The sequence below is a fragment of the Roseateles sp. Mitsp63 genome (genome assembly GCF_059491535.1).
Genome location: NZ_CP168509.1, coordinates 4,572,385 through 4,598,311, shown reverse-complemented (window position 1 = coordinate 4,598,311; position 25,927 = coordinate 4,572,385). Strand labels below are relative to the sequence as shown.

24 protein-coding genes and 1 pseudogene are annotated in these 25,927 nt (G+C 69.9%); 10 read left to right on the top strand and 15 right to left on the bottom strand.

The features are described from left to right. From ligA to ACEN96_RS19950, 6 genes are read right to left on the bottom strand one after another with little or no spacing between them, the layout of a single operon-like run. Nucleotides 1-438, bottom strand: coding sequence for a protocatechuate 4,5-dioxygenase subunit alpha (gene ligA, locus ACEN96_RS19975; RefSeq protein WP_495584813.1), 438 nt, complete (start codon nt 436-438; stop codon nt 1-3). Between the two features lie 4 nt (nt 439-442). Continuing rightward, a complete protein-coding gene (locus ACEN96_RS19970) occupies nt 443-1,357 on the bottom strand; it encodes an amidohydrolase family protein (RefSeq protein WP_495584812.1) in 915 nt (304 codons plus the stop codon). Nucleotides 1,358-1,371: 14 nt separating this feature from the next. Beyond that, a complete protein-coding gene (gene ligK, locus ACEN96_RS19965) occupies nt 1,372-2,055 on the bottom strand; it encodes a 4-carboxy-4-hydroxy-2-oxoadipate aldolase/oxaloacetate decarboxylase (RefSeq protein WP_495584811.1) in 684 nt (227 codons plus the stop codon). Between the two features lies 1 nt (nt 2,056). Further along, the gene (locus ACEN96_RS19960) at nt 2,057-3,085 is read right to left on the bottom strand and encodes an amidohydrolase family protein (protein WP_495584810.1); all 1,029 of its coding nucleotides are present in this window, start codon (nt 3,083-3,085) and stop codon (nt 2,057-2,059) included. An 18-nt stretch (nt 3,086-3,103) separates the two neighbouring features. After that, nucleotides 3,104-4,501, bottom strand: coding sequence for an MFS transporter (locus tag ACEN96_RS19955; RefSeq protein WP_495584809.1), 1,398 nt, complete (start codon nt 4,499-4,501; stop codon nt 3,104-3,106). A gap of 25 nt (nt 4,502-4,526) precedes the next feature. After that, the gene (locus ACEN96_RS19950; protein WP_495584808.1) at nt 4,527-5,237 is read right to left on the bottom strand and encodes a substrate-binding domain-containing protein; all 711 of its coding nucleotides are present in this window, start codon (nt 5,235-5,237) and stop codon (nt 4,527-4,529) included. 116 nt (nt 5,238-5,353) lie between these two features. On the opposite strand from ACEN96_RS19950, the gene ACEN96_RS19945 reads away from it, so the two are divergent. Beyond that, entirely contained in the window at nt 5,354-6,253 is a 900-nt protein-coding gene (locus tag ACEN96_RS19945) for a LysR family transcriptional regulator (RefSeq protein WP_495584807.1), read from the top strand. 1 nt (nt 6,254) lies between these two features. Here ACEN96_RS19945 and pobA read toward each other — a convergent pair whose 3' ends face one another. Beyond that, on the bottom strand, nt 6,255-7,427 hold the full coding sequence (gene pobA / locus ACEN96_RS19940; RefSeq protein WP_495588647.1) for a 4-hydroxybenzoate 3-monooxygenase: 1,173 nt from the start codon (nt 7,425-7,427) through the stop codon (nt 6,255-6,257). Between the two features lie 119 nt (nt 7,428-7,546). Between pobA and ACEN96_RS19935 the strand changes: the two genes are divergently transcribed. Next, nucleotides 7,547-8,461, top strand: a complete 915-nt coding sequence (locus tag ACEN96_RS19935; protein ID WP_495584806.1) for a helix-turn-helix domain-containing protein — start codon at nt 7,547-7,549, stop codon at nt 8,459-8,461. Here the strand turns inward: ACEN96_RS19935 and ACEN96_RS19930 are convergent. From ACEN96_RS19930 to ACEN96_RS19910, 5 genes and pseudogenes are all read right to left on the bottom strand, one after another. Next, a pseudogene (locus ACEN96_RS19930) lies at nt 8,400-10,808 on the bottom strand (ATP-dependent DNA helicase). The gene ACEN96_RS19935 and the pseudogene ACEN96_RS19930 overlap by 62 nt on opposite strands. 115 nt (nt 10,809-10,923) lie before the next feature. After that, nucleotides 10,924-11,907, bottom strand: coding sequence for an extracellular catalytic domain type 1 short-chain-length polyhydroxyalkanoate depolymerase (locus tag ACEN96_RS19925; protein ID WP_495584805.1), 984 nt, complete (start codon nt 11,905-11,907; stop codon nt 10,924-10,926). Nucleotides 11,908-11,975: 68 nt separating this feature from the next. Beyond that, nucleotides 11,976-12,209: a hypothetical protein gene (locus ACEN96_RS19920; protein WP_495584804.1), complete on the bottom strand. Its 234-nt coding sequence runs from the start codon at nt 12,207-12,209 to the stop codon at nt 11,976-11,978. Nucleotides 12,210-12,352: 143 nt separating this feature from the next. Further along, nucleotides 12,353-13,558 (bottom strand): L-dopachrome tautomerase-related protein, encoded by a 1,206-nt coding sequence (locus ACEN96_RS19915; RefSeq protein ID WP_495584803.1) that lies wholly within the window; start codon nt 13,556-13,558, stop codon nt 12,353-12,355. Nucleotides 13,559-13,562: 4 nt separating this feature from the next. Continuing rightward, nucleotides 13,563-14,357: an SDR family NAD(P)-dependent oxidoreductase gene (locus ACEN96_RS19910; RefSeq protein ID WP_495584802.1), complete on the bottom strand. Its 795-nt coding sequence runs from the start codon at nt 14,355-14,357 to the stop codon at nt 13,563-13,565. A 150-nt stretch (nt 14,358-14,507) separates the two neighbouring features. On the opposite strand from ACEN96_RS19910, the gene ACEN96_RS19905 reads away from it, so the two are divergent. Beyond that, nucleotides 14,508-15,455 (top strand): LysR family transcriptional regulator, encoded by a 948-nt coding sequence (locus ACEN96_RS19905; RefSeq protein ID WP_495584801.1) that lies wholly within the window; start codon nt 14,508-14,510, stop codon nt 15,453-15,455. 54 nt (nt 15,456-15,509) lie between these two features. After that, nucleotides 15,510-17,846 carry an ATP-binding cassette domain-containing protein gene (locus ACEN96_RS19900; protein ID WP_495584800.1) on the top strand — a complete coding sequence of 779 codons (2,337 nt, stop codon included), beginning with the start codon at nt 15,510-15,512 and terminating at the stop codon, nt 17,844-17,846. A 48-nt stretch (nt 17,847-17,894) separates the two neighbouring features. On the opposite strand, the gene ACEN96_RS19895 is transcribed toward ACEN96_RS19900, so the two are convergent. Beyond that, nucleotides 17,895-18,812: a YicC/YloC family endoribonuclease gene (locus ACEN96_RS19895; RefSeq protein ID WP_495584799.1), complete on the bottom strand. Its 918-nt coding sequence runs from the start codon at nt 18,810-18,812 to the stop codon at nt 17,895-17,897. A gap of 31 nt (nt 18,813-18,843) precedes the next feature. Between ACEN96_RS19895 and ACEN96_RS19890 the strand changes: the two genes are divergently transcribed. Genes ACEN96_RS19890 through hemW form a run of 5 tightly spaced genes read left to right on the top strand, consistent with a single transcriptional unit; the run spans nt 18,844 to nt 23,291 of the window. After that, nucleotides 18,844-19,812: a serine/threonine protein kinase gene (locus tag ACEN96_RS19890; protein ID WP_058936168.1), complete on the top strand. Its 969-nt coding sequence runs from the start codon at nt 18,844-18,846 to the stop codon at nt 19,810-19,812. After that, nucleotides 19,809-20,708, top strand: coding sequence for a PP2C family protein-serine/threonine phosphatase (locus tag ACEN96_RS19885; protein ID WP_495584798.1), 900 nt, complete (start codon nt 19,809-19,811; stop codon nt 20,706-20,708). The genes ACEN96_RS19890 and ACEN96_RS19885 overlap by 4 nt, the downstream gene beginning before the upstream one ends. An 11-nt stretch (nt 20,709-20,719) precedes the next feature. Further along, the gene (gene rph, locus ACEN96_RS19880) at nt 20,720-21,454 is read left to right on the top strand and encodes a ribonuclease PH (RefSeq protein ID WP_495584797.1); all 735 of its coding nucleotides are present in this window, start codon (nt 20,720-20,722) and stop codon (nt 21,452-21,454) included. A 24-nt stretch (nt 21,455-21,478) separates the two neighbouring features. Further along, nucleotides 21,479-22,084, top strand: coding sequence for an RdgB/HAM1 family non-canonical purine NTP pyrophosphatase (rdgB, locus tag ACEN96_RS19875; protein ID WP_495584796.1), 606 nt, complete (start codon nt 21,479-21,481; stop codon nt 22,082-22,084). A 22-nt stretch (nt 22,085-22,106) separates the two neighbouring features. Next, nucleotides 22,107-23,291, top strand: a complete 1,185-nt coding sequence (gene hemW / locus ACEN96_RS19870; protein ID WP_495588646.1) for a radical SAM family heme chaperone HemW — start codon at nt 22,107-22,109, stop codon at nt 23,289-23,291. On the opposite strand, the gene ACEN96_RS19865 is transcribed toward hemW, so the two are convergent. After that, nucleotides 23,257-24,249, bottom strand: coding sequence for a LysR substrate-binding domain-containing protein (locus tag ACEN96_RS19865; protein WP_495584795.1), 993 nt, complete (start codon nt 24,247-24,249; stop codon nt 23,257-23,259). The two genes, hemW and ACEN96_RS19865, sit on opposite strands and share 35 nt — an antisense overlap. A 152-nt stretch (nt 24,250-24,401) precedes the next feature. Between ACEN96_RS19865 and ACEN96_RS19860 the strand changes: the two genes are divergently transcribed. Next, complete coding sequence (locus tag ACEN96_RS19860) at nt 24,402-24,758, top strand: hypothetical protein (protein ID WP_495584794.1); 357 nt, start codon at nt 24,402-24,404, stop codon at nt 24,756-24,758. A 43-nt stretch (nt 24,759-24,801) separates the two neighbouring features. Here ACEN96_RS19860 and ACEN96_RS19855 read toward each other — a convergent pair whose 3' ends face one another. Then, complete coding sequence (locus ACEN96_RS19855) at nt 24,802-25,917, bottom strand: protein-glutamate methylesterase/protein-glutamine glutaminase (protein ID WP_495584793.1); 1,116 nt, start codon at nt 25,915-25,917, stop codon at nt 24,802-24,804. Between the last annotated feature and the right edge of the window lie 10 nt (nt 25,918-25,927).

Below are 25,927 nucleotides of genomic sequence, written 5' to 3'. Positions count from 1 at the left end.
TCAGGCGTCCTTCGCTGCGTTGCCCTGGGGCTGGTGCCGGGCCTGCGCGTCGCCGTCCTCGCCGATGCGGCGGTTGCCCTCGATGGAGCGGCCGCCGCCGATCATCATGTCGCGGTATTCGGTCTCGGTCATGCCGGTCATGCTGCCGGCCATCTGCTGGAAGCTGCGCCCGTCGGTGGCGCCGATCTTGGCCAGGAAGTAGATGTTGCCGCCCAGCCGGATGCATTCGTTCAGGTCGCGCGCCAGCACGGCCGCCTTCTGCGCCTCGGTCATCGGCCATTCGTCCAGGTAGGCGCGCTCGCCGGCCTTGAAGCGGACGCGGTTGTCGGCCTTCATCAGCGACATGCAGAACTGGTTCAGCCAGTAGCCCTTGCGGGACTGGTCGGCATCGAAGATGGTCGTGCCGGGAATGTCCTTGTACGGTTTGTCGAGTGCCATGGGGTCAGAGCTCTTCAGGCCAGTAGAGACGCATCGGGTTGTCGACCAGCAGTTTGCGCTGCAACGCGGCCGTGGGCGCGATGTGCGGGATGAAGTCGACCAGCAGGCCGTCGTCGGGCATGTGGTCCTTCAGGTTGGGATGAGGCCAGTCGGTGCCCCAGAGGACGCGGTCGGGGAAGGTCTCGACGACGCGCCGCGCGAAGGGCACGACGTCCCGGTAGGCGGCCTGCTCGCCGTCCAGCGCGCGCGGTCCGGTGACGGACAGGCGCTCGGGGCAGCTGACCTTGCTCCAGACGTTCGGGTGCTCGCGCATGAACTTCAGGAAGAGGGCGAACTCGGGACCGTCGACCGGCTGGGAGACATCCGGCCGGCCCATGTGGTCGACGACCACCGTGGTGGGCAGCGCGCTGAAGAAGTCCCACAGCTCGGGCAGGTCGACGGCCTCGAAGTAGATGACGACATGCCAGCCCAGCCGGGCGATGCGCCCGGCGATCTCCATCAGCTCGTCCCGGGGCGTGAAGTCGACGAGCCGCTTGACGAAGTTGAAGCGCACGCCGCGCACGCCGGCCGCGTGCAGGCGCTGCAGCTCGCCGTCGCCGATGTCGCGCCGCACGGTGGCCACGCCGCGCGCCTTGCCGCCCGAGGCCAGGCAGGCATCGACCATCGCGCGGTTGTCGGCGCCGTGGCAGGTGGCCTGCACGACGACGTTGCGCGCGAAGCCGAGGTGGTCGCGCAGCGCGAAGAGCTGCGCCTTGCCCGCGTCGCAGGGCGTGTACTTGCGCTCGGGCGCGTAGGGGAATTCGCCGCCCGGGCCGAACACGTGGCAGTGGGCGTCGACGCTGCCCGGCGGCAGCTGGAAGCGGGGGCGGCTCGGGTGGGCGTGCCAGTCCAGCCAGCCAGGGGTCTTGGTGAATGCCACGGCGGCCTCGGGGTTCAGTCGATGTAGCGCAGGCCGGCCTTCTCGAGGGGCTCGCGCATCTTGTACATGTCCAGGCCGAGCACGCCGGCCGCGAGCCTGGCGCGCTTCTCGCCTTCCAGGCTCTCGCGCTGGCGGGCGGCCTCCAGCGTCTGGAGGGCGCGGGCGGCCGGCACGCAGACGACGCCGTCGTCGTCCGCGACGATCACGTCGCCCGGCGTGACCCACATGCCGGCGCAGACGACCGGGATGTTGACCGAGCCCAGCGTGGCCTTGATGGTGCCCTTGCTGCTGATGGCCTTGCTCCAGACGGGGAAGCCCATCTGCTGCAGCGTCCTGACGTCGCGCACGCCGGCGTCGATGACGAGCGCGCGCGCCCCGCGCGCCTGGAAGGAGGTGGCGAGCAGGTCCCCGAAGTAGCCGTCGCTGCACTCGGCGGTGACGGCCGCCACCACGATGTCGCCGGCCTGGATCTGCTCCGCCGCGACATGCATCATCCAGTTGTCGCCGGGCTGCAGCAGCACGGTCACGGCCGTGCCCGAGACCTGCGCCCCCGGATAGATGGGGCGCATGTAGGGCTTGAGCAGGCCGACGCGGCCCATGGCCTCGTGCACCGTGGCCGAGCCGAGCGCGGCGAGCGCATCGGCCGCCTCGCGGTCGGCGCGCCGGATGTTGCGATGGACCACACCGAGTTCGTACATCTCAGAGCCCCCTTGCCTTGAGCCGCGCATCGAGCCGCGGGTAGACGCGGCGCGCGTTGCCTTCGTAGATCGCGTGCTTCTCGCCGGCCGTGAGCTGGGTGCTGGCCTCGATGTAGCGCTTCGTGTCGTCGTAGTGGAAGCCGGTCTCCGGGTCGATGCCGCGCACCGCGCCGATCATCTCGCTGGCGAAGAGGATGTTCTTCACCGGCACCACCTTCGTCAGCAGGTCGATGCCGGGCTGGTGGTAGACGCAGGTGTCGAAGAAGACGTTGTCCAGCAGGTGCTCGGTCAGCAGCGGCTTCTTCAGCTCCTGCGCGAGCCCGCGGTAGCGGCCCCAGTGGTAGGGCGCGGCGCCGCCGCCGTGCGGGATGATGAATTTCAGCGCCGGGAAGTCCTTGAACAGGTCGCCCTGGAGCAGCTGCATGAAGGCCGTCGTGTCGGCGTTGATGTAGTGCGCGCCGGTGGTGTGGAAGCAGGCGTTGCAGCTGGTGCTGACATGGACCATCGCGGGGATGTCGTACTCGACCATCTTCTCGTAGATGGGGTACCAGTGGCGGTCGGTCAGCGGCGGGCTGGTCCAGTGGCCGCCGGAGGGATCGGGGTTGAGGTTGATCGCGACGTTGCCGTACTGCTCCACGCACTTGACCAGTTCGGGGATGCAGGTCTCGGGCGCGACGCCCGGCGACTGCGGCAGCATCGCGGCCGGGATGAAGTGCTCGGGGAAGAGCTCGCTGACGCGGAAGCACAGCTCGTTGCAGATCGCGGCCCAGGTGCTGGAGACCTCGAAGTCCCCGATGTGATGGGCCATGAAGCTGGCGCGCGGGCTGAAGAGCGTCAGGTCCGAGCCGCGCTGGCGCATCAGCCGCAGCTGGTTGCTCTCGATGGTCTCGCGCAGCTCGTCGTCGCTGATCCTCAGGTCGGCGGCCCGGGGCTTGAGCGATGGATCCTTGATGCCGGCGATCTGCTGGAGGCGCCAGGTCTCCAGCGCCTTGGGGGCGGTGGTGTAGTGGCCGTGGATGTCGATGATCATGGGAGAGGTCCGGGAGGGTCAGTGGGCGAGCACGCGGGCGGCGGGCGCGTCGCCGGGCTCGTCGTCGGGATCGGTGGCCCGGTCGGCGCCGCGCTTGATCCACAGCGCCGCGGCGGCGATCAGGGCGGGAATGGCGACGACCGTGAAGACCGTGGCGATGCTGGCCTGCATCAGGTTGAGCTGGGCCACCAGGAAGGAGCCCGCGATGCCGCCGAAGCGGCCCACGCCCATCATCCAGGCCACGCCGGTCGCGCGGCCGTTGGTGGGATAGAAGGCCGCGGCCAGCGGCGCCAGCGAGGACTGCGAGGTGTTCATCAGCACGCCGGCCAGGAAGACGCTGACGACGAGCAGGCCGACCTGGCCGACCAGCTGGCCGATCGAGAAGATCGCCACCGAGGTCAACGCCCAGCCCAGCGCCAGCAGCCGGTTGGGCTCGAAGCGGTCCATCAGCCAGCCGAAGAACACGGCGCCGATGCCGCCCAGCGGGAAGAGGGCGGAGATCAGCGTCGCCGTGCGGGGCTCGAGCCCGGCTTCCTTCAGCAGCAGCGGCATCCAGTTGATCAGGCCGTAGAAGATGACCAGGCCCATGAAGTACGCGGTCCAGAGCATCAGCGTGCCCAGGCGGTAGGGCCGCGCCAGCACCTGGGCCAGCCCGCCGCGCTCGTTGGTGACGACGCGGGTCTCGCTGAGCGTGAAGCGGTCGTAGTCGTTGACGCGCGCGCCGGCGATGCGGGCCAGCGCGGCGCGGATGCGCTCGACGCTCTGGCGGCGCGTCACCAGGAAGCGCACCGACTCGGGCAGCAGGACCAGCATGGCCAGCGTCAGCAGCAGCGGCGCGACGCCGCCCAGCACCAGCACGCTGCGCCAGCCCCACTGCGGAATCATCCACGCGGCCAGGAAGCCGCCGCAGGCCGCGCCCAGCGGGAAGCCGCAGAACATCAGGTTGGTCAGCGTGGAGCGCCGCGAGGTCGGACAGTACTCGCTCATCAGCGTCACGGCGTTGGGCATGGCGGCGCCCAGGCCCAGTCCGGTGATGAAGCGCAGCGCGGCGAGCTGCGACAGGTCGGCGGCGAAGGCCGAGGCCAGCGATGCCAGACCGAAGACCAGCACCGCGATCGTCAGCACGCGCTTGCGGCCGAGGCGGTCGGCCGCCGGGCCGGCCGAGAGCGCCCCGGCGGCCAGGCCGAAGAGCGCCGCGCTGAGCACCGGGCCCAGCATCGGCTTGGTGACGCCCCACTCCTTGATCAGGGACGGGGCGATGTAGCCGATGGCGGCGGTGTCGAAGCCGTCCAGCAGCACGATGACGAAACACATCGCGAAGACCAGCCACTGCCAGCCGGTCAGCGGGTGGTCGTCGATGAGGCGCTGCACGTCCACCGTGCGGACGCCGGCGGAGGCGATCGGTCGAGGGTCCAAGGTTGTCTCCTGGCGGTTGGACGGGTCAGCGCCCGTCATGGGGATCGCGCACGGCTTGCATGCCGTGTCGCCGTTTGGAGTCGTCGGCGGCCGGGCTCGCCATGAAGTCGAGCAGCGCCTGCGCCGCGTCGGGCCGGGCCGCGTTGACCGGGACGGCGCCGCTGAAGCGGCTGACGATCTCGAGCCCCGGCGGCATGCCGCCGAGCAGCGTGATGCCGGGCAGGTCCATCAGTTCGCTGAGCTGCTGGAAGCCGAGTTCGACCTCGCCGCTGGCCACCAGGCTGCCCACCGGCACGCCGGGGCGGGCCTGGACGAGGGCGTCCTTCAGCGTGTCGGCCAGGCCCCAGCGCTCGAAGAGCGACAGGAGCGCCGTGCCGCTCGGGCCGGTGGAATAGCCGATGGCGCGGGCCCGCAGGACGGCGTCGCGCAGCGCCGCTTCGCTGCCGACATCGGGCCGCGGCGCACCGGCCCGCACGGCGATGGCGACGCTGGAATCGGCGATGGGCCGGATGCTGCCGGGCCGCAGCCGGCCCTCCGCGTCGAGCCGCGCGATCGCGTCGCTGGCCAGCACGACGGCGTCGAAGACCTCGCCGCCGCGCACCCGCCGGGCGGCATCCACGCCGCCGACCGATTCGATCCGGGTCTCCGGCCCGCCGTCCTTCGCATGGGCCTGGGCCAGGTCGGCGAGCAGGTGCCGCGTGGCCATGGAGGAGATGAGGGTCAGTGCGGTGCTCATGCGCTCGCCGGAGGAGTGGGATGGGCGCGATTCTTCGCCGTCCGGATCCATCACGCCAGGTCTGGCTCGGGTTAGCTGCTATATCGAATCGGCATGGCTTCTGCCAAGATGGCGCCATGACCTTGAACCAGCTCGAGTACTTCATCCAGGTGGCCGAACACGGCAGCTTCAGCAAGGCGGCGCTGGTGCTGGGCGTGGCCCAGCCCGCGCTGAGCCGGCAGGTGAGGGCGCTGGAGACGGAACTCCACGAGACCCTGTTCCTGCGCAACGGCCGCGGCGTGGCGCTGACCGAGGCGGGACGCCGCCTGCTGGAGCACGGGCAGGGCATCCTGCACCTGGTGGCGCAGGCCCGGGACGATCTGTCGGCCCATCGCCATGAGCCGCTGGGACAGATCGTCGTGGCGATGCCGCCGACGCAGGCGCGGCTGCACACGCTGCCCTTGATCGAGGCCTTCCGCGTCGCCTGTCCGCGCGCGCGGCTGGTCGTCATGGAGGGGTTCTCGGTCCACCTGACCGAATGGCTGGTGTCGGGCCGCGCCGACCTGGCCCTGGTCTACAACCCCGAACCGCTGCCGGCGCTGGAGATCCTGCCGCTGCGCGAGGAGTCGCTGCGCCTGCTCAGTCCCGCCGGCGCGGCGCCGCGCGAGCCGCTCACGCTGGCCGGGCTGTCGCGCTATCCGCTCGTGATGCCGCAGCGCGGCCATGTGTTCCGCAAGCGCATGGAGGAGGCCGCCGCGATGGCGGGCGTGCAGCTGCGCGTGGACTGGGAGGTGTCGAGCGTGCCGGCGATCCTGGAGCTGGTGGGCGCGGGCCTGGGCCATGCCGCGCTGAGCGAGGACGTGCTGCGCGCCTTCGAGCATCCGGAGCGTCTGGCCGTCACGCCCTTCGCGGATGTCGACGTGCGCATGACGCTGTGCCTGGTGACGCCGGCGCTCAAGCGGTCGACGCCGCTGACGCAGCGGACGGCGGCCTTGCTGATGCGGCTGGCGCGCCAGGAGCCAGCCCCGGTCCGCTGAATCACCAGGGCAGGCCGACATAGTTCTCGGCCATGGCCGTCATCGCGGCCTCGGAGCCGACGAGGTAGTCCAGCTCGGCGCGGCGCAGCCGGGCATCGATCGCGGGCTCGTCCGGCAGCGGATGCATCAGGCCGGTGAACCACCACGAGAAGCGCTCGGCCTTCCAGACGCGGGACAGGCAGCGTGCCGAGTAATGCTCGATGCCGGCCTCGCTGCGCTCGCGGTAGTGCTCGATCAGCGCCTGCGACAGGTAGCGCACGTCGGAGGCGGCCAGGTTCAGCCCCTTGGCGCCGGTCGGCGGCACGATGTGGGCGGCGTCGCCGGCCAGGAACAGGCGGCCGAAGCGCATTGGCTCGGCGACGAAGCTGCGCAGCGGCGCGATGCTCTTCTCGAGCGACGGGCCGGTGACGAGGGCCTCGGCGGTGGCGGGATCCAGGCGCCGGCGCAACTCGTCCCAGAAGCGTTCGTCGCTCCAGGCGTGCGCCTGCTCGGTCGGCGGCACCTGCAGGTAGTAGCGGCTGCGCGTGCTGGAACGCATGCTGCACAGCGAGAAGCCGCGCTCGTGCCGGCCGTAGATCAGCTCGTGCGAGACCGGCGGCGTGTCGCTGAGCAGGCCCAGCCAGCCGAAGGGATAGACCTTCTCATGGGTCTGGATCGCCTCGGGCGGCACGCTGGCGCGGCTGACGCCGTGGTAGCCGTCGCAGCCGGCGATGAAGTCGCAGCGCACCTCGACGGCCTCGCCGTCCACCGTGCAGCGGGCCAGCGGATGGCCGGTGTCGAAGCCGGAGAGCCGCACGTCCATCGCGCCATGGAAGGTCGGCAGGCCGGCCGCGGCGCGGGCCTCCATCAGGTCGCGCGTGATCTCGGTCTGGCCGTAGACCACGACCGACTTGCCGCCGGTCAGCCGGTGCAGGTCGACGTGGTGGCGCTGGCCATGGACCATCAGCTCGAAGCCGTGGTGCACCAGGCCCTGGGCATGCATGCGGGCGCCGACGCCGGCTTCATCCAGCAGGTCCGCCGTCGTCTGCTCCAGCACGCCGGCGCGGATGCGGCCCAGCACGTACTCGCCGGTCTGGCGCTCCAGGATGAGGTTGTCCACGCCGGCCTTGTGCAGCAGCTGCCCCAGCAGCAGCCCTGCCGGCCCGGCCCCGATGATGAGCACCTGGGTGCGCAATGTCTTCATGTCCCGCTCCGTTCGTCTGCTTGTTGGTCTGTTGGTCTGGCCGCGAGACTAGGCCGGCGAGGACGGCGAAGGAATGCACGCAGTGAACCAGTGATTGCACAATCCGAACCATGTCGCGCCCCACCGCTGCCTCGAAACTGCCCCTGTATGAGCTCTATGGCGAGCTAGGACGGGATGCGGCGCTGGACGGTCTGCACCTGGAATCGATCGCGGATCGCAGCCGCTTGCACAATTGGGAAATCAGGCCGCACCGGCACGCGGCGCTGCTGCAGCTGCTGCTGATCGAGCGCGGGAGCGCCCGGGTCGGGATCGACGGCCGCGAGCTGACGCTGCGCGGGCCGGCCGCCGTCTGGGTGCCGACCTTCGCGGTGCATGGATTCGGCTTCGCGCCGGAGACGCAGGGGCAGGTCGTGACGCTGGACCAGGCGCGGCTGCGCGAGTTGCTGGGAAACGCCGGCGGCCTGTGGGAGGAGCTGGGCCATGCCAGGGCGGTCGCGCTGGGACGGGGATCGCCGCCGCTGCGCGCGCTGCGCTCGGTCACCGACGCGCTGCGGGCGGAGTACGCGGCGCTGCATCGCTGGCGCGGCCAGGCGCTGGATGGCGCCGTGCTGATGCTGGCTGCCCTGGTCGCGCGGCTGCCGCGGCTGGTGGAGGAGTCCGCCGCCGCGGGCGCGGTCGAGGGGCGCGCCATGGTGCATCTGGCCCGCTTTCGCGAGCAGGTCGAGCGGCACTTCCGGCAGCATCCGACGCTCGCGGTGCTGGCCGAGCCGCTGGGCATCACGCCGACCCAGTTGAACCGGCTGTGCCGGCGGCACCTGCATTGCTCGCCGCTGGACCTGCTGCACCAGCGCCTGCTGCTGGAGGCCAAACGCGAGCTGGGCTACACGACGCTGCAGGTGCGGCAGATCTCGGATGGACTGGGCTTCTCGGACCCGGCCTACTTCACGCGATTCTTCCGGCGGCTCACGGGGCGCTCGCCCAAGGGCTGGCGGGAAGCAGAGCGGCAGCGGGACGGCGTTCGGTGATGGTGTCGGACGTGCTGCCGACGGGTGGCGTCCGGGATCGCGCCGACGCGCGCACGCCGGGCTCGCGCGGCCACCAGGGCGGAAGCAGCCGCCGCACATCGGCATGGCCGAAGCGGTCGTCGATCAGGTGGACCACCCCGCGGTCTTCCGTCGTTCGAATCACTCGCCCCGCGGCCTGGACGACCTTCTGCAATCCGGGGTAGAGGTAGGTGTAGTCGTATCCCGCGCCGAAAAGCGTCTCCATCCGCGCGCGGATCGCCTCGTTGACCGCATTGATCTGCGGCATCCCCAGCGTCGCCACGAACGCGCCGATGAGCCGGCGCCCCGGAAGGTCCACGCCCTCCGAGAAGGCGCCCCCCAGCACCGCGAAGCCGACACCGCGGCCGTCCTCGGTGAATCGATCCAGGAACTGGCGCTGCTCGGTCTCGCTCATCCGCCGCGACTGGCGCCACTGCGGCACTTCGGGATGCCGCTGCGCCAGCAGGTCCGCGACCTGCTGCAGATAGTCGTGGCTGCTCTGGAAGGCGAGGTAGTTCCCCGGCGCCCGGTGGTACTGCCCGGCGATCAGGTCCGCGATCGGACGCAGCGAGTCGGCCCTGCGCTGGTAGCGCGTCGAGATGTGCGTGGCCAGGTGGACCTGCAGCTGTTCAGCCTGGAACGGGGACGCGACATCGACTCACAGGTGGTCTTGAGGCAGGCCCAGCAGGTCCGCATGAAAGGTCCGCGGCAGCAGCGTCGCGGAGAACAGGGTGCAAGACTGCGCCGCCTGGATCCGCGGCTTGAGGAACGGCGCCGGCACGATGTTGCGCAGGCACAGCGTCGACGTGCCCGGCTTTGGCTGAGCCCCTGGCGGCCGCTGGACATCGAACAGCGAATGCGCGCCAAAGCTCTCCGCCGCGCGGCTCATCGCGAGGGCTTCGAAGTGGAAGTCGAGCAAGGCCGGATCCGCGGCGTCCGCCTGCTCGGCCAGGTGCTCGCCGATCGCCGCATGGCAGCGCTCCAATGCCGCCAGCAGCGCCTCGGGAACGCGCTCGTACGTGGCATACGGCTCGGCCTGCGCCTGGTCGAGCGCGCGCCATTGCTTCGCCACCTGGCCGAGGGCCTTGCGCACCTGCGGCGCGCCGGCCGCCGGCGAGCGCCGCGCCAGCCGGAGCAGCTCCGGTGAGAGCGAAGCGCTGAACATCTTGCGGCCGCGCTCGATCAGGTTGTGGGCCTCGTCCACCAGCAGGCCGACGCGCCATTGGTTCGCCAAGGTCAGGCCATGCAGGAGCCCGCCGTGGTCGAAGTAGTAGTTGTAGTCGCCGACCACGACATCCGCCCACCGCGCCAGTTCCTGGCTCAGGTAGTACGGGCACACGCCGTGGGCGAGCGCGGCGTCGCGGACCGCGTCCTGGGTCAGCGCGATGGCGCCCGCCGCCTGCGAGCGCAGCGCCGTGGCGCGCGCGGCCGCCAGACGATCGTAGAAGCCCTTGGCAAGCGGGCAGGAGTCACCGTGGCAGGCCTTGTCGGGATGCTCGCAGCTCTTGTCGCGCGCGACCAGTTCCAGCACGCGAAGCGGGGCGGCCGTGCCGTCCTGATCGGGTTGGGACAGGCGCGCCAGTGTCTGCAGGGCCGCCTGGCGGCCGGACGTCTTCGCGGTGAGGAAGAAGATGCGGTCCAGCCTTTGCGACGCAGCCGCCTTGAGCAGCGGGAACAGCGTGCCCATCGTCTTGCCGATGCCCGTGGGCGCCTGCGCGAGCAGACACCGGCCGTGAGCCGCCGCGCGGTAGACCGCCTCCGCGAGCGGGCGTTGGCCGGTGCGGAAGTCTCCGAAGGGAAAGCGCAGCGCCTGAAGCGCCGCATGCAGCCGCTCTCGCCGCGCCATCTCCGCCGCGGCCCAGGCCAGGAAGCGGTCGCAGTGGTCCTCGAAATGCGCGCGGAGTTCGCCGGCGCCGCAGCGCTCGACGAGAACCGTCTCTTCCTGGCTGCCGAGATCCAGGTAGACCAGCGCCACCTCGGCCTCGTCCCAGCCCTCGGCCTGACAGGTCAGCCAGCCGTAGATCTTGACCTGTGCCCAGTGCAGATGCCGGTGCGTCGGCCGCTGCCGGTCCAGCGAGCCGCGAAAGGTCTTGATCTCCTCGACGCGTCGGCGCGACGGATCGATGCCGTCGGCCCTGCCGCGTACCAGCAGCGGACCATGCTGGCCCTGCAGCGCCACTTCCTTGCGGTACTGCTCACCGCGGCGAGCCTGCACCAGGGCGTGGCCCGCCACGCCTTCCTCAGCGGTGGGCGCCGGCGTGAAACGCAGATCCAGATCGCCCTGCTTGGCGGTGAACTCGCACAACTCGCGAACCGCGACCGTGTACATGGCAGCGAAGTCCCAAAGACAATCGCTCGATCATACTGTATGCAAATACAGTCATCGGCTCATGCCAGGGAGCGCCCGTCGCGGCGCGAGGGCAAAGGGGATAGGGACCGGCGGCTCAGTGCGACGCGGGGTGATGCATGAAGAAGCACAGCATCTGCTCGGACGCCGCGGGGCCCTGCCAGTCGGCCTGCGCGCCTTGCGGATCGCCGCCCGACCAGGCGTGACCCGCGCCTTCGATCAACCACAGCTCGGCGTTGGTCCGGCCGTCGGGGGCCACGTGCGTGCGGCGCGTGTAGGCGCGGCCTCCCTCGCGGCCGTTCTCGAAGCGATGCTCGCCGGCCAGCCCCGCGACGGCGTTCTCATAGATGCGCACGCCGTTGCTGGGGTGGACGGTCATGTCCCTGGTGCCGTGAAAGACGATGGTGGGCGGGGTGGCGTCCCTGAGCGGGCGCTCGGCGCGTGCCTCTTGATCCGTGCGTCCGTAGCGCTTGAGCGAGGGCGCGCCGCTGGCGTCGTCGACGGCGCCGTAGGGCAGTCCCGAATGGATGCCCACGGAGGCGAACAGGTCGGGATAGGTCTGGCCCAGCACCGCGGCCATCGCGCCGCCCGCCGACAGGCCCGCGACGTGCACGCGCCGCGCGTCGATCTGATGCTGCGCGATGACGCTGCGGGTCAGGCTGGCGAGCAAGGCGGGCTCGCCGCGGCCGCGCTGCTGGTGGCTGTACATGTACCAGCTCCAGCCGGCCTGCTCGCCGTGGCGTGCGGGCTTCTCGGGGTACAGCACCATCCAGCCCAGCCGCCGGGCCGCGGCGTTCATCTGGGTGCTCAGGGCGAAGTCCTCGAGCCCGTGTTCGTCGCCATGCAGCATGACAAGCAGCGGCCGGGCGGCGCGAACGTCGCCTGGCGGGGTGTACAGCTTGTAGCCGATGGTGGCCTGTCCTCGCGCATGGGTGCCGGAGACGAAGCGCTCCGGGCACTCCGGGCGCTCGCGCCGCGTATCGGCCCGGGCGAGGAGCGCGGCATCGACATCGAAATCGGCCACGGGGGCCGCATCGCGAGCCCCCGGATCGTGAGCGGCGCGTGCGAGTTCTGTGGTCATGTGATTTCCTTGTGCGCTCGAAGCGACCCGGCGGGTGAGCGCCGGCGGCGCGGCCCGGACGAGCCCGTTCAGGGGAGCCAGCCGTCTTGGAGTTGCCGGGGATCGAGCTCGTCCCGGATGCCCTCGACCGTACCGCGCGGGGGATGGAGGGGAAGCTCGATGAACAGCGCCCGCTGCGGCGGGGTGTGGCGCCTTCGGAAGATCAGCGTTCCGAGTTCCGAGCGGTGAGGGCAGACGTAGATCACGTCGAATGACGCGAGATTGACGCCGCGGAGATTGGCCAGGTTTGCCTTGACGAACATGTCGCCTCCTTCGGTCAGGCTCCGCGGGGGAGCGAGTTGGTCGTCAGCGCGACCAAGCGTGCTCGCAGACGCGAAGGTCGGACGACCGAGGGGCGCGAATGTCAGTGCCGGCCATTGAAACACGGATCCGCCGATCGCGAGATTTATCTTTTCGGACCCGGGGAACGCAGGCGCCACAGCTGATAGCGCTCGGATCCGGCCTTGACGGTCCCCGCGAAGTGGCCGTTCAGCCGGCTGGCGCTGAAGACGATGTCGCCGCCGGGCGCCAGCGTGGCGGTGTCGGGCCAGAAGATGTCGTCGCTGCTGGCCACGAGCGCCGCTTCACCGGTCCGGACATTCAGCTGGACGATGCCGTTGCGGGTGACGTCGGTGATGTACAGGTGGCCGTCCCGCCCGAACACGATGCCATCGGAGTTGCCGCCGATGTCTCCCACCGCGACCACCGCCGCGGCTCGCGCGTCATCGCTGAGCGCCGGCGACAGCAGCGCCTGCGTCGGAATGCGGAAGACCGTGGTCCCCGTGGTCACCGCCCAGTACAGCGCCTGGCGATCCGGGGACAGGGCGATGCCGTTGATGCCCAGCCGCAGCGGGTTGCCGGGCCAGACCTCCTCGCCGTGCGACACCACGCTGACGCCGTCGGCCGGCATCACCGACCGGTGTTGATGCAGCACGCGCCGGACGCGGCCGGACGCGAACTCCGCCACGATGATGCCGGCCTGGTTCCTTGGCGCGCTGCGCAAGCCGCTGTCCGAGATGTAGGCGATCTTGCGCACCTCGTCGACGGCGACGTCGTTGAGGAAGCTGCCCGCCCGGTCGGCCACCGCGTCCAGCGCGATGCGCTTCACCACGCGGCCGCTCCTGAGGTCGTAGACGACGAGCTTCTGGCCGCCCGCGGGCGCTTCCTGCTCGCCCGCCACGAAGCCCATGTCGAGCGCCCACAGCCAGCCGTTGCGGTGGTCCACGTGGAAGCCCAGCACGTTGCGGAGATGCGCCGCGGGCGCCGCGGCGACGGCGTTGCCGTCCACCGAAGGGAAGGCGCGCAGCCGCGCCGGACCGTCCGGATAGCGCGTGTCCAGGAGGCTCAGCGTCGATGGCGCCTTCGCCGACAGCAGTCGCGGCGTGCTCACGAACACGCGCGATCTGCTGTCCATGTGGACGCCGGCGATGGGCGCGCTCGCTGAATCGGCATCGACGTCGTTGTGAGGCCGCGGGGCGGCCCAGGTCACCCCGGCGTAGCTGCGCCACAGCTCGAGCCGCGGGCCGGCGGGTTGTGCGTGGACGGCCGTGGCCAAGGTGGCGACGGCGATGAGCCCGAGCGCCGATGCGCGCTTGAAGAGGTGAGGGGTCATTGCTTTACAGGATCGAGCGGTAGCTGCCACCTTCGACGCGAACCGCCGCGCCGTTGGACGCGGCGCCGAGCGGGCTGGCCAGCAGCGCCACCATGGCGGCGATCTCGTCGGCGTCGATCATGCGAGCGATCAGCGAGCTGGGCCGGTGCGTCTTGAAGAAGTGCGCCTCGATCTCCGCGTCGGACATGCCCGCTCGCGGCGCGGTGCTGCGCAGGTACTCCACGATGCCTTCGGAGCGGGTCGCCGCCGGCAGGACGCTGTTGACGGTGACCTGCGTGCCCTGCGTCAGTTCCGCCATGCCCCGGGCGACGGCCAGTTGGGCCGACTTGCTGACCCCGTAATGGACCATGTCGGGCGGGGTGAAGGCGCCCACCTCGCTGGAGATGAAGATCACGCGGCCCCAGTTCCGCTGCAGCATCGCGGGGAAGTAGTGGCGGGAGAGACGGACACCCGACATCACGTTGAGTTCCAACATGCGGGTCCAGTCCTCGTCCGTGATCTCGGCGAACGGCTTGGCTTCGTAGAAGCCGAGGTTGTTGACCAGGATGTCCACCGCGGGCGTGGAGGCGGTCAGCGTCTTGACGCCTCCGGGCGTCGCGAGGTCGGTCACCACGGTGTGGACGACGGCCGCCGGCGCCGCGTCCTGGATCGCGGCCGCGGCTTCGGCCAGCTTGCCCGGTCCGCGGCCCGTGATCGTCACCTCGACGCCCTCCTGGGCAAGCGTCCTGGCGATGGCCAGTCCGATGCCCGCCGTCGCGCCGGTCACCAGGGCAGTCTTCTTCTTCAGTTGGAGGTCCATACTATTGCTCGGTTGCTGGAGTCATTCGCGCCGTCCTCGATGGCGGCGCCTGGATGAACTGTGTCAGGACGATCCGGCGGCAAACAGGCCCGCCAGGGAACATCAATTTGGAATGCCGTTCAAAGGTCGGCATCGCGGTGGACGACAGGAATGGATAACCGAAGCGGTGAGATGGCGGTCTTTGTGCGGGTCGTGGAGGACGGCAGCTTTTCGGCGGCGGCAAAGACGCTGGACATGTCGCCTTCGGCGGTGAGCAAACTGGTGACTCGCCTGGAAGAACGACTGGGCGCGGTGCTGTTCCTGAGATCGACGCGGGAACTGACCCTCACGACCGAGGGCGAGGACTTCTACGAGTCCTCGCGCCGGATACTCGAGGACCTCGAGGAGGCCGAGCAGTCCGTCGGAACGGGGTCGCTCGAGCCGTCCGGCCTCTTGCGCATCAACACCTCCATCCCGTTCGGCACGCATCAGCTCGTGCCCTTGTTGCGGGAGTTCCGGGAGCGGTATCCGAAGGTGCAGGTCGACCTGTCGCTGACCGACCAGGTGGTCGACCTCACGCGAGAGCGCGTGGATGTGGCGGTGAGAGTCGGGAAACTCGCGGACGCGAACTTCAAGGCGCGGGTGCTTGGAAGAAGCCGCTACGCGGTGGTCGCGAGCCCGGACTACCTGAAGGCGCATGGCACGCCGCGCCGCCCCGGCGACCTCGTCCATCACGCCTGCGTCGGATTCAACTTCAAGCGCTCGGTGTCACAGTGGCCGTTCCAGATCGACGGGCAGGTCACCGAACTTCCGGTCAAGGCCAGCGTCTTCACCAACAACGGCGAAACCATGCTGGACCTGGTGCTGCACGGGATGGGCATCGCGCGGCTTGGCCGCTTTCATGTGGACCGGTTCCTCGGCGGCGGGCAGGTCGTCGAGCTGCTGGCGGAATTCAACCCGGGCGACGTCGAGGAGCTGCATGCGGTGTTCCCGGTCAAGCGGCACATGTCCCGCCGGGTACGAGCGTTCATCGACTTCCTCGCGGAGCGGATCAGCCCCGGCCTGCTGACCGCCGCCGAGCCGCTCGCGCCCCGGCACGGCGGCAGCGGGCAGGGCTGACCCCGTCGCCGGGAGGATCAGGCGATCTCGCGGAAGTGGGCACAGGCACATTGATTGCCGCCCACGACCATGCAGGCGAACCATGCTCCCGTCCCTTCCGTGCCGGCCGCCTCGCCGCGCCCCACCGATGTCATCCGCATCGCCGGTGCCCGGGAGAACAACCTGCGCGACGTCCATGTCGACATCCCGAAAAAGCGCATCACCGTGTTCACCGGGGTGTCGGGCTCAGGCAAGTCGTCCCTCGTCTTCGACACCATCGCCGCCGAGTCGCAGCGGCAGCTGAACGACACCTTCTCCACCTTCGTGAGGCATCGCCTGCCGCATCATGCGCAGCCCGATGCCGACGCGCTGGAGAACCTGTGCGCGGCCATCGTCGTCGATCAACGCCGCCTGGGCGGCAATGCGCGCTCCACGGTCGGCACGGCCACCGACATCCTCGCGCTGGTCCGCCTGCTGTTCTCGCGCGTGGGGCAGCCCTTCGTCGGCTACTCCAACATCTTCTCGTTCAATCATCCCGATGGCATGTGCCCGCGGTGCGAGGGACTGGGAAAGGTCGACACCATCGACGTCGACCGGCTGTTCGACCGGCAGCGCTCGCTCAACCAGGGGGCCATCCGCTTCAGCGCGTTCGCGATCGGCGGCTACCGCTGGAAGCGCTACGTGCAGAGCGGCCTTTTCGACAACGACAAGCCGCTGAAGGACTACACCGAAGAGGAATGGGACACGCTGCTGCACGCGCAGGACGTGCCCATCACGAATCCCGGGCCGGGCTGGCCGCCCACCAGCAGGTACGAGGGGGTGCTGCCGCGGATACGGCGCAACTTTCTGAGCCGCAACATCGACGAGATCAAGGGGCTGGACCGCGCCGAGTGGGAGCGGCTGGTGACGGCCGGACCCTGCCCGCAGTGCCACGGGGCGCGCCTCAACGAGAAGGTGCTGAGCTGCCGCATCGACGGCAGGAACATCGCCGACTGGTGCGCGCTCGAGGTGGACGAACTGCTGGGCGTCATCGGCCAGGTCGATGCGCCGCTGGCCGCCACGATGGTGCCGGCGCTGGCTGACCGGGTGCGGCACCTCGTGGACATCGGCCTGGGCTATCTGAATCTCGGCCGCGAGACGACGAGCCTGTCAGGCGGCGAATCCCAGCGCGTGAAGATGGTCCGCCACCTGGGCAGCAGCCTCAGCGACATGAGCTACATCTTCGACGAGCCCAGCGCCGGCCTGCATCCCCGCGACGTCGCGCGCCTGGCCGGGCTGCTGCGCCATCTTCGCGACAAGGGCAACACCGTGCTGGTGGTGGAGCACGATCCGGACATCATCGTCGCGGCGGATCACGTCATCGACATCGGCCCGGGAGCCGGCGACGCAGGCGGCCGCGTGGTCTTCGAGGGCAGCGTCGCGGCCCTGCGGCAGGCCGACACGCCGACCGGGCGCTGCCTGTCCCGGCCCGCGCGCATCAACGCCGCGCCGCGCCGCCCTTCGGGCTGGTTGCCGATCGCGCATGCGACCCTGCACAACCTGAAGGACGTGAGCGTGTCGATTCCAAGCGGCGTGATGACGGTCGTGACCGGCGTGGCCGGTTCGGGCAAGAGCAGCCTGATCAACGGCGTCTTCGTGCGCGCCTATCCCGAGGCCGTGTGCATCGACCAGGGGGCGATCGGCGGCTCGCGCCGCTCCAACATCGCCACCTACACCGGCATCCTCGACCCCATCCGCAGTCTGTTCGCGCAGGCCAATGCCGCGAGCGCCTCGCTGTTCAGCGCCAACTCGGGAGGCGCATGCCCCGTGTGCAAGGGGCTGGGCACCACGGAGACGGACCTCGCGTTCATGGAACCGATCGTCAGCACCTGCGAGCGATGCCGAGGGCGGCGGTTCACCGACGACGTCCTTCGGTACCGGCTGCGCGGCAGGAACATCGGAGAGGTCCTGGCGATGCGCGTCGCCGAAGCGAAGGCCTTCTTCGGTGAACCGGAGATAGCGCCCGCGCTGGCGCGGCTCGAAGAGGTGGGGCTCGCCTACCTGTCGCTCGGACAGCCCTTGTCCAGCCTTTCCGGCGGGGAGCGTCAACGCTTGAAGCTGGCCACGGAGCTGGGCCGGTCGGGCCGCATCCATGTGTTCGACGAGCCCACCTCGGGCCTGCACCTCTCCGACATCGACCGCCTGCTCCGCTTGTTCGACCGGCTCATTGAACGCGGCGCGACGGTCGTCGTGATCGAGCACCAGCTCGACGTGATCGCCCGGGCGGACTGGCTGATCGACATGGGGCCGGAAGCGGGCCGGCGGGGCGGGCGCGTGATGTTCGAGGGCACCGTGGCGGACATGGTGGCCACCGGCTCCGGCCACACGGCCGAGCATCTGCGGCGGTACGCGGGCTCGGCGATGGCGCGATGAAGGGATCCCCATCGCGCCTCTCGACGCGGCTTGGACCCCGGGAGGGGCCTACTCGATGTTCTGCACCTGCTCCCGCAGCTGCTCGATCGCCACCTTCATCTCCACCGAGATGTTGGTCAGCTCGATCGCCACCGCCTTGGAGCCCAGCGTGTTGGCCTCGCGGTGCAGCTCCTGCATCAGGAAGTCCAGCCGCTTGCCGATCTCGCCGCCCTTCTTCAGCAGCCGCTCGACCTCGTCCAGGTGCGCGCGCAGCCGCGTCAGTTCCTCGGCCACGTCGATGCGCAGCGCATAGGCCGCCGCCTCGTTGATCGCGCGCTCCTGCAGCGTCTGCTCGGAGATCGTCTGCGCCGCGCCGGTGGCGCTCAGCGCCTCCTGCCAGCGCTCCAGGAAACGCTCCCGCTGCCGCTGCACCGCCGCCGGGATCAGCGGCTCGGCCTGTGTGGCGAGGTCCCGCAAAGTGGCGACGCGCTGCTTGAGCATCGTCACCAATTTGCCGCCTTCGCGCTCGCGCGCTTCCAGGAATCCCTTGATGCACTGGCGCGCCGCCTCGAGCACCGTCTCGTCGTTCGCGCTGCTGCCCGTCGCGCCGGTCTTGCACCAGTTCAGCGCCTCCTGGACGCTCAATCCCTGCGCCTTCGGCAGCCACGTCTGCACCTGCGATTCCAGCCGCGCGAGCCGGTTCAGCTGCTCTGGCTGCGGGTTCGGCCACGAACTGTCGGCATCGCGCTGCGCGCTGATGCGCAACTCGATCTTGCCGCGCTTGACGTTGCCCGCCACCAGCTCGCGCAGCGCCGGCTCCAGCGCGCGCAGCTCGTCCGGCATGCGGAAACTCAGGTCCAGGAAGCGTCCGTTCACCGAGCGCGCCTCCACCGTGACGGACGGCGCGGACGCCGGGCTAGGGGTTTCGCCGGAGTGCACGGCTTGTGCCGTGGCGCTGGCATAACCGGTCATGCTGTAAACTGGCATCAGCTATCGGTAGAACAATCGAACCGCGATTATGTCAAAGCCGAAACCGGCGCCCTTGCCCGCAGGCACGGTGGTGGGGGGCTATCAGATCATCAAGAAGCTGGCTGCGGGTGGATTCGGCGTCGTTTATCTCGCCGAAGACCCCGACCATCATTTGGTGGCTCTGAAGGAATACCTCCCCTCGTCCCTTGCAGAACGATCCCCAGGCGAACTCACGCCTCGAGTGAAGCCAGAGAAGCAGCCCCTGTACCGCCTGGGGCTGCGGAGCTTTTTCGAGGAAGGCCGCTCCCTCGCGCAGATTTCGCATCCGAGCGTCGTCTCGGTGCTGAATTTCCTGCGCGAGAACGAGACCGTCTATATGGTCATGAATTACCTGCAAGGCGATACCTTGCAGGATTTCATCGTGACCGCGCGTGATTTGAAACGCGACAAGGTCTTCCGCGAATCGACCATCCGGTCGCTGTTCGACGAAATTCTCAAAGGCCTGCGCATCGTGCATCAGCACAAGATGCTGCACCTGGACATCAAGCCGGCCAATATCTTCATCACCAACGACAACAAGGCGGTGCTGCTCGATTTCGGCGCGGCGCGCGAAGTGCTGTCCAAGGAAGGCAACTTCATCCGGCCGATGTACACGCCCGGCTTCGCCGCGCCCGAGATGTACCGCCGCGACGGCTCGCTGGGCCCGTGGACCGACATCTACGCGATCGGCGCCTGCATCTACGCCTGCATGCAGGGCTACCCGCCCAACGACGCGCCGCAGCGCCTGGAGAAGGACCGCCTCGGGCTGTCGCTCTCGCGGCTGCGCAACGTCTACTCGGACAACCTCCTGGAGGTCACCGAGTGGTGCATGTCGCTGGACCCGCTGACCCGGCCGCAGAGCGTCTTCGCGCTGCAGAAGGAGCTCTCGCGCGAGACCGAGCGCCGCTACACGAAGCTCAGCTTCAGCGAGCGCCTCAAGCTGCAGCTGGAGAACCTGAAGACCGGGGCGAAGGCGTGAAGTTCTCCGTCTACCAGGTGAGCCGCCGTGGCGGCCGTGAGAAGAACGAGGACCGCATGGGGTATTGCTATACCCGCGAGGCCGGCCTCTTCGCGCTCGCCGACGGCATGGGCGGCCACCCCGACGGGGAGGTCGCCGCGCACCTCGCGCTGCAGAACGTGGCCGCGCTGTTCCAGCGCGACGCGCAGCCCGTGCTGAAGGAGCCGGCGCGCTTCCTCGAGACGGCGGTCCTGCTCGCGCACCAGCAGCTGCTGGCCTACGCCGCCGAGCGCAACATGAACGACACGCCGCGCACGACCATCGTCGTCGGCGTGATGCAGCAGGGCCAGATCTGGTGGGCCCACTGCGGCGACTCGCGCATGTACCTGCTGCGCGACGCCGAGTTGATCGCCCGCACCCGCGACCACTCCTACAGCGAGCTGCAGGAAGCGCTGGGCCGCCACGCGACCGGCGCCGAACGCTTCAACCGCCACGTGCTGTTCACCTGCCTGGGCAGTCCCGGCAAGCCGATGATCGACGTCAACGGCCCGGTGCTGCTGCAGAACGGCGACCGCATGCTGCTGTGCTCGGACGGGCTGTGGAGCTCGGTCAGCGACGCCGACATCCTGCGCCACCTGTCGGACAGCCGCTCGGTCGGCGACGCGGTGCCGGAGCTGGTCGAGCTGGCGCTGCGCCAGGCCGGCGCGCGCAGCGACAACGTCACCGCCCTGGCGGTGGAATGGGAAGGCGAGGGCGATGCCCCCGATTCCATCTCCACGCAGGACCTCGACGACCAGGGCTTCGCCTCCACGATCCACGGCGCGACCCAGGACGTGCAGCTCGACGAAGCCGAGATCGATTCCGCCGTGCGCGAGATCCAGGACGCGATCCGCAAGGCCGGCAAGAAGCCCCACTGAAGGAAGTTCCCATGAGCAGCAATGCCAGCCGCCCGAACGGGCGCGCGGCCGACGCCCTGCGTCCGGTGCGCATCACCCGCCAGTACACCCGGCATGCCGAAGGCGCGGTGCTGATCGAGTTCGGCGAGACCAAGGTGCTGTGCACCGCCTCCGTCGAGGAGAAGGTGCCGCCGCACAAGAAGGGCAGCGGCGAAGGCTGGGTCACCGCCGAGTACGGCATGCTGCCGCGCGCCACCCACACCCGCAGCGACCGCGAGGCCGCGCGCGGCAAGCAGACCGGCCGCACGCAGGAGATCCAGCGCCTGATCGGCCGCGCGCTGCGCGCCGTCTTCGATCTGTCCAGGCTGGGCGAGCGCACCATCCAGCTCGATTGCGACGTGATCCAGGCCGACGGCGGCACCCGCACCGCGGCCATCACCGGCGCCTACGTGGCCGCGCACGACGCGGTGAGCTGGCTGATGTCGCAGGGCAAGATCGCCGCGTCGCCGCTGAAGGACGCGGTCGCCGCGATCTCGGTCGGCATCCATGAGGGCTGCGCGCTGCTGGACCTCGAGTACGTCGAGGACTCCGCCTGCGACACCGACATGAACGTGGTCATGACCGGCGCGGGACACTTCGTCGAGCTGCAGGGCACCGCCGAGGGCGTCGCCTTCACGCGAGCCGAGGTCGACGTGCTGCTGGACCTGGCCGAGAAGGGCATCCGCGAGCTGCTCGCGGCGCAGCGCGAAGCGCTCGGCCTCAAGTAATCGCCGTTCGGCGTGGAGCAAGCGATGAAGTTGGTCCTGGCCTCCAACAACGCGAAGAAGCTGAAGGAACTGCAGGCGCTGTTCGAGCCGCTGGGCATCGAGCTCGTCACGCAGGGCAGCCTGGGCATCCCGGAAGCGGAAGAGCCCTTCCACACCTTCGTCGAGAACGCGCTGACCAAGGCCCGCCACGCCGCCAAGGCCAGCGGCCTGCCGGCGCTGGCCGACGATTCGGGGCTGGCGGTCGAGGCGCTCGGCGGCATGCCGGGCGTGCTGTCGGCGCGCTACGCGACGCTGTTCGGCCGCGAGAAGAGCGATGCCGAGAACAACCGCGTGCTGCTCGAGAAGCTCGATGGCATCGAGGATAGGCGCGGCCGCTTCGTCTGCGCGCTGGTCGCGGTGCGCTCGGCCGACGATCCCGAGCCGCTGATCGCGATGGGCCGCTGGCAGGGCGAGATCCTGCGCGCCGGGGAAGGCGAGGGCGGCTTCGGCTACGACCCGCTGCTGTTCATTCCCGAGCTGGGCAAGAGCGTCGCGGCGCTCGGTCCCGAGCTCAAGAACCGTCTGAGCCATCGCGCGCTCGCGTCGCAGGATCTGCTGCGCCAGATGCGCCAGAGCTGGCACCTGGGCTGATCCCGTGGCCGACATCATCCGCATGATGCGGCCCGGCACGCTGACGCTGCCGGCGCTGCCGCCGCTGTCGCTGTACGTGCACCTGCCGTGGTGCCTGCGCAAATGCCCGTACTGCGACTTCAACTCGCATGAATACCGTGACGGCCGCGAACTGGACGCCGACACCGCGCGCGCCTACCTGGCCGCGCTGCGATCGGACCTGGAGGCGGCGCTGCCGCTGATCTGGGGCCGACCCATCGTGTCGGTCTTCATCGGCGGCGGCACGCCCAGCCTGTTCGCGCCGGAGCAGATCGCCGAGCTGATCTCCGACCTGCGCGCACGGCTGCCGCTGGAGCCCGGCTGCGAGATCACGATGGAAGCCAACCCCGGCACCTTCGAGAAGGAGCGTTTCGCCGGCTTCGCGCAGGCGGGCGTGACGCGGCTGTCGATCGGGGTGCAGAGCTTCGACGATCACAAGCTGCAGGCGCTGGGGCGCATCCACAGCGGCACGCAGGCGCGCGCCGCGATCGAGGAGGCGGCTCGCGCCTTCCCGACCTTCAACATCGACCTGATGTACGCGCTGCCCGGGCAGACGCTGGCGGAGCTGGACGAGGACCTGCGCCTGGCGCTGTCCTTCGAGCCGCCGCACCTGTCGGTCTATCACCTGACGATCGAGCCCAACACGCGCTTCGCGAATTCGCCGCCGGAGCACCTGCCCGATCCCGATCTCGCCAGCGAGATGCTGGACCTGATCACCGCGCGCACCGGCGCCAAGGGCATGTCGCGCTACGAAGTGTCGGCCTACGCGCGCGACGGTCATCGCTGCACGCACAACACCAACTACTGGCAGTTCGGCGACTACCTGGGCATCGGCGCCGGCGCGCACACCAAGCTGAGCTTCGCGCACCGCCTGCTGCGTCAGGTGCGCTGGCGCGATCCGGCCACCTTCATGCAGAAGGCCGCCGAAGGCCAGGCGGTGTCCAACGAGCACGAGGTCGCGCGCGGCGAGCTGCCGTTCGAGTTCATGCTGAACGCGCTGCGCCTGCGCGAGGGCGTGACGATGCAGAGCTTCCTGGAGCGCACCGGCCTGCCGCCGTCCGCGATCGCGAAGGCCATGGCGCAGGGCCGCGCCAAGGGCCTGCTCGATCCGGATCCGGCGCTGATCCGCGCGACGCCGCGCGGCTTCGATTTCCTCAGCGATCTGCAGGAGCTGTTCCTGGCGCCGTGAGCGCGTCGCCGCGCGCCATCGGGGTCACCATCCCGGTGGACAGGCAGGTCCGCGCGCCGTCGAGCGCGGCGCGCGACTCCGCGATCTCCGCGTGCAGCCAGGCGATGAAGGCACGCACGGCGGGCTCGTCACGCACCTTCGGCGGATAGACGATGTGGTAGCGCTGCGGCTCCTTGAGCATCGCCTGCCGCGGCGCGACGCGCACCAGCCGGCCGTCCAGCAGCGCGTCGGCGGCCAGCAGCTCGCGCGTCAGGCCCACGCCGATCCCTTGCTCGGCCGCCTGCAGCAGGATGCCGAAGTCGTTGAAGATCGCCACCGGCACCACCTGGCGCCGCAGGCCCGCCTGCGCGAACCAGTCTTCCCATTGCTCGGCATCGCCGAGCAGCGGCGCCTGCGCGAGCGCCTCCAGCGGCTGCCCGATGAGCTGATGCGCCAGCGCCGGCGAGGCCACCGGCAGCATGGACAGGTCGAACAGCGGCTCGCTGGCCAGTCCGGGCCACGGACCCAAGCCCTGGCGCAGGCCGATGTCGAAGCCCTCGCGCTCCAGGTCGACGACGCGCGGCGAGGACTCGATCTCGATGGTGACCTCCGGATGCAGCGCGTGCCAGCGGCCCAGCCGCGGCAGCAGCCAGCGCTGCGCGAACGAGGGCAGCATCGTGACCCGCAGGCTGCGCTGCTCGACGCCATGCGCGGCCGTCGCGGCGCGCAGGCCCTGATCGAGCTCCTGGTAGGCGCGCTCCACGCCGCGCAGCAGCGCGGAGCCGGCCGCGTTCAGCACCACGCGCCGTCCCTGGCGATCGAAGACCGGAAAGCCGAGCTGCAATTCCAGCGCGCGAATCTGCTGGCTGACCGCGCTGTGGGTGAGGTTCAGCTCCTCCGACGCGGCGCGCAGGTTCTGATGCAGCGCGGCGGCGCGAAAGGCGGCCAGGTACTGGAGCGGGAGGCGGGGGCTGCGCATCGGTGGGGAGTCCTTGGAAAGGCTGTCTGCACAAGGAGGCAAGGATATAGCGTTTGGAAGCGCTTCGTTGGGCACCTAGCATTACCAGCACTGATTCAAACGACCTGTTCCGCTGAATCGATCCCTGTCCCCGGATGCCAGAAGGAACGACCATGAACGAGCCCGTCATCACCTGCCGTCCCGACGCCGGCCTGTTGCCCGCGACGGCCTGCTACGCGTATTCGCCCTGGGAGCGCTTCCCCGTGATCGGTCCGGCGCTGATGGTGCTGGTCGCGATCCTGGGGGCGCTGGCCCTGGTCTCGAATGCCAACGCCTTCAACGACGTCAATGCCGAGCTGCAGATCGCGGCGCGCGAGCAGCGCCTGGCGAAGGCGGAGGCGGAGCGCGTCGCCCGCGCGCAGGCGGCGCGCCAGGCCGCGCTGCTGGCGAGCGCGGCGGAGACCAAGGCGGCCGCGGCGGCCCTGCGCGCCCGGCCCGAGCCCGCCAAGAAGGACGCGCGTCCCCAATGAGGCGGTCCTGGCGGGCGGGCCGCTCTGCGGCGCGCCCGCCGCTTCAGACGCGGTTCAGCGACGCGCCCACCGTGCTGCGCAGGCGCTCGATCAGCCGCGTGGCGATCTGGTGCAGCGGCAGCACCTCGTCGGCCGCGCCGGCGTTGATCGCCTCGCGCGGCATGCCGAAGACGACGCAGGTGGCCTCGTCCTGCACGAGGTTGTAGGCGCCCGCGTCCTTCATCGCCTTCATCGCCTTGGCGCCGTCGGCGCCCATGCCGGTCAGCATGATGCCCAGCGCGTTCGGGCCGACGACGCGCGCGGCGGAATTGAACAGCACCTCGACCGAGGGCTTGTGCCGGTTCACCGGCTCGCCGTCCTGCACCCGCGCGATGTAGTTGGCGCCCGAGCGCTCGACGCTGAAATGCATGCCCCCTGGCGCGATGTAGCCGTGGCCCGGCAGGAGGCGCTCGCCATCCTGGGCCTCCTTGACGCGGATCTTGCACAGGCCGTCCAGCCGCGCCGCGTAGCTGCGCGTGAAGCCCGGCGGCATGTGCTGCGTGATGCAGACCGCGGGGCAGTCGGCCGGCAGGTTGATCAGCACGTCCTTGGTCGCCTCGGTGCCGCCGGTGGAGGCGCCGATGAAGATCAGCTTCTCGGTCGAGAGCCGGCCCAGGCTCGCGATCGGCGCGGCCGGCTTGAGCGGCGGCGTCGCGCCGCCGGCGGACGCCGGGGCGCCGGGGGCCGCGGCCGGACCCGGCGCGTTGAGGCGGCGGATGTGCGCCTTCGACGCGATGCGGATCTTGTCCGTGATGTCCTGCGCCAGCGCGCGGATGCCGTCGGCCACGCCGATCTTGGGCTTGGCGACGAAGTCCACCGCGCCCAGCTCCAGCGCCTTGAGCGTGACCTCGGCGCCGCGCTCGGTCAGCGTCGACACCATCACCACCGGCATGGGCCGCAGCCGCATCAGCCGCTGCAGGAAGTCCAGGCCGTCCATCTTCGGCATCTCGACGTCCAGCGTGATCACGTCGGGGTTGAGGTTGCGGATCATCTCGCGCGCCGCGAGCGGGTCGCTGGCCGCGCCGACGCACTGCATGTCGGGCTGCCGGTTGATGATCTCGGTCAGGATGCTGCGCACCAGCGCGGAATCGTCGACGACGACGACGGTGGTCTTGGCCATTTCTTCTTAC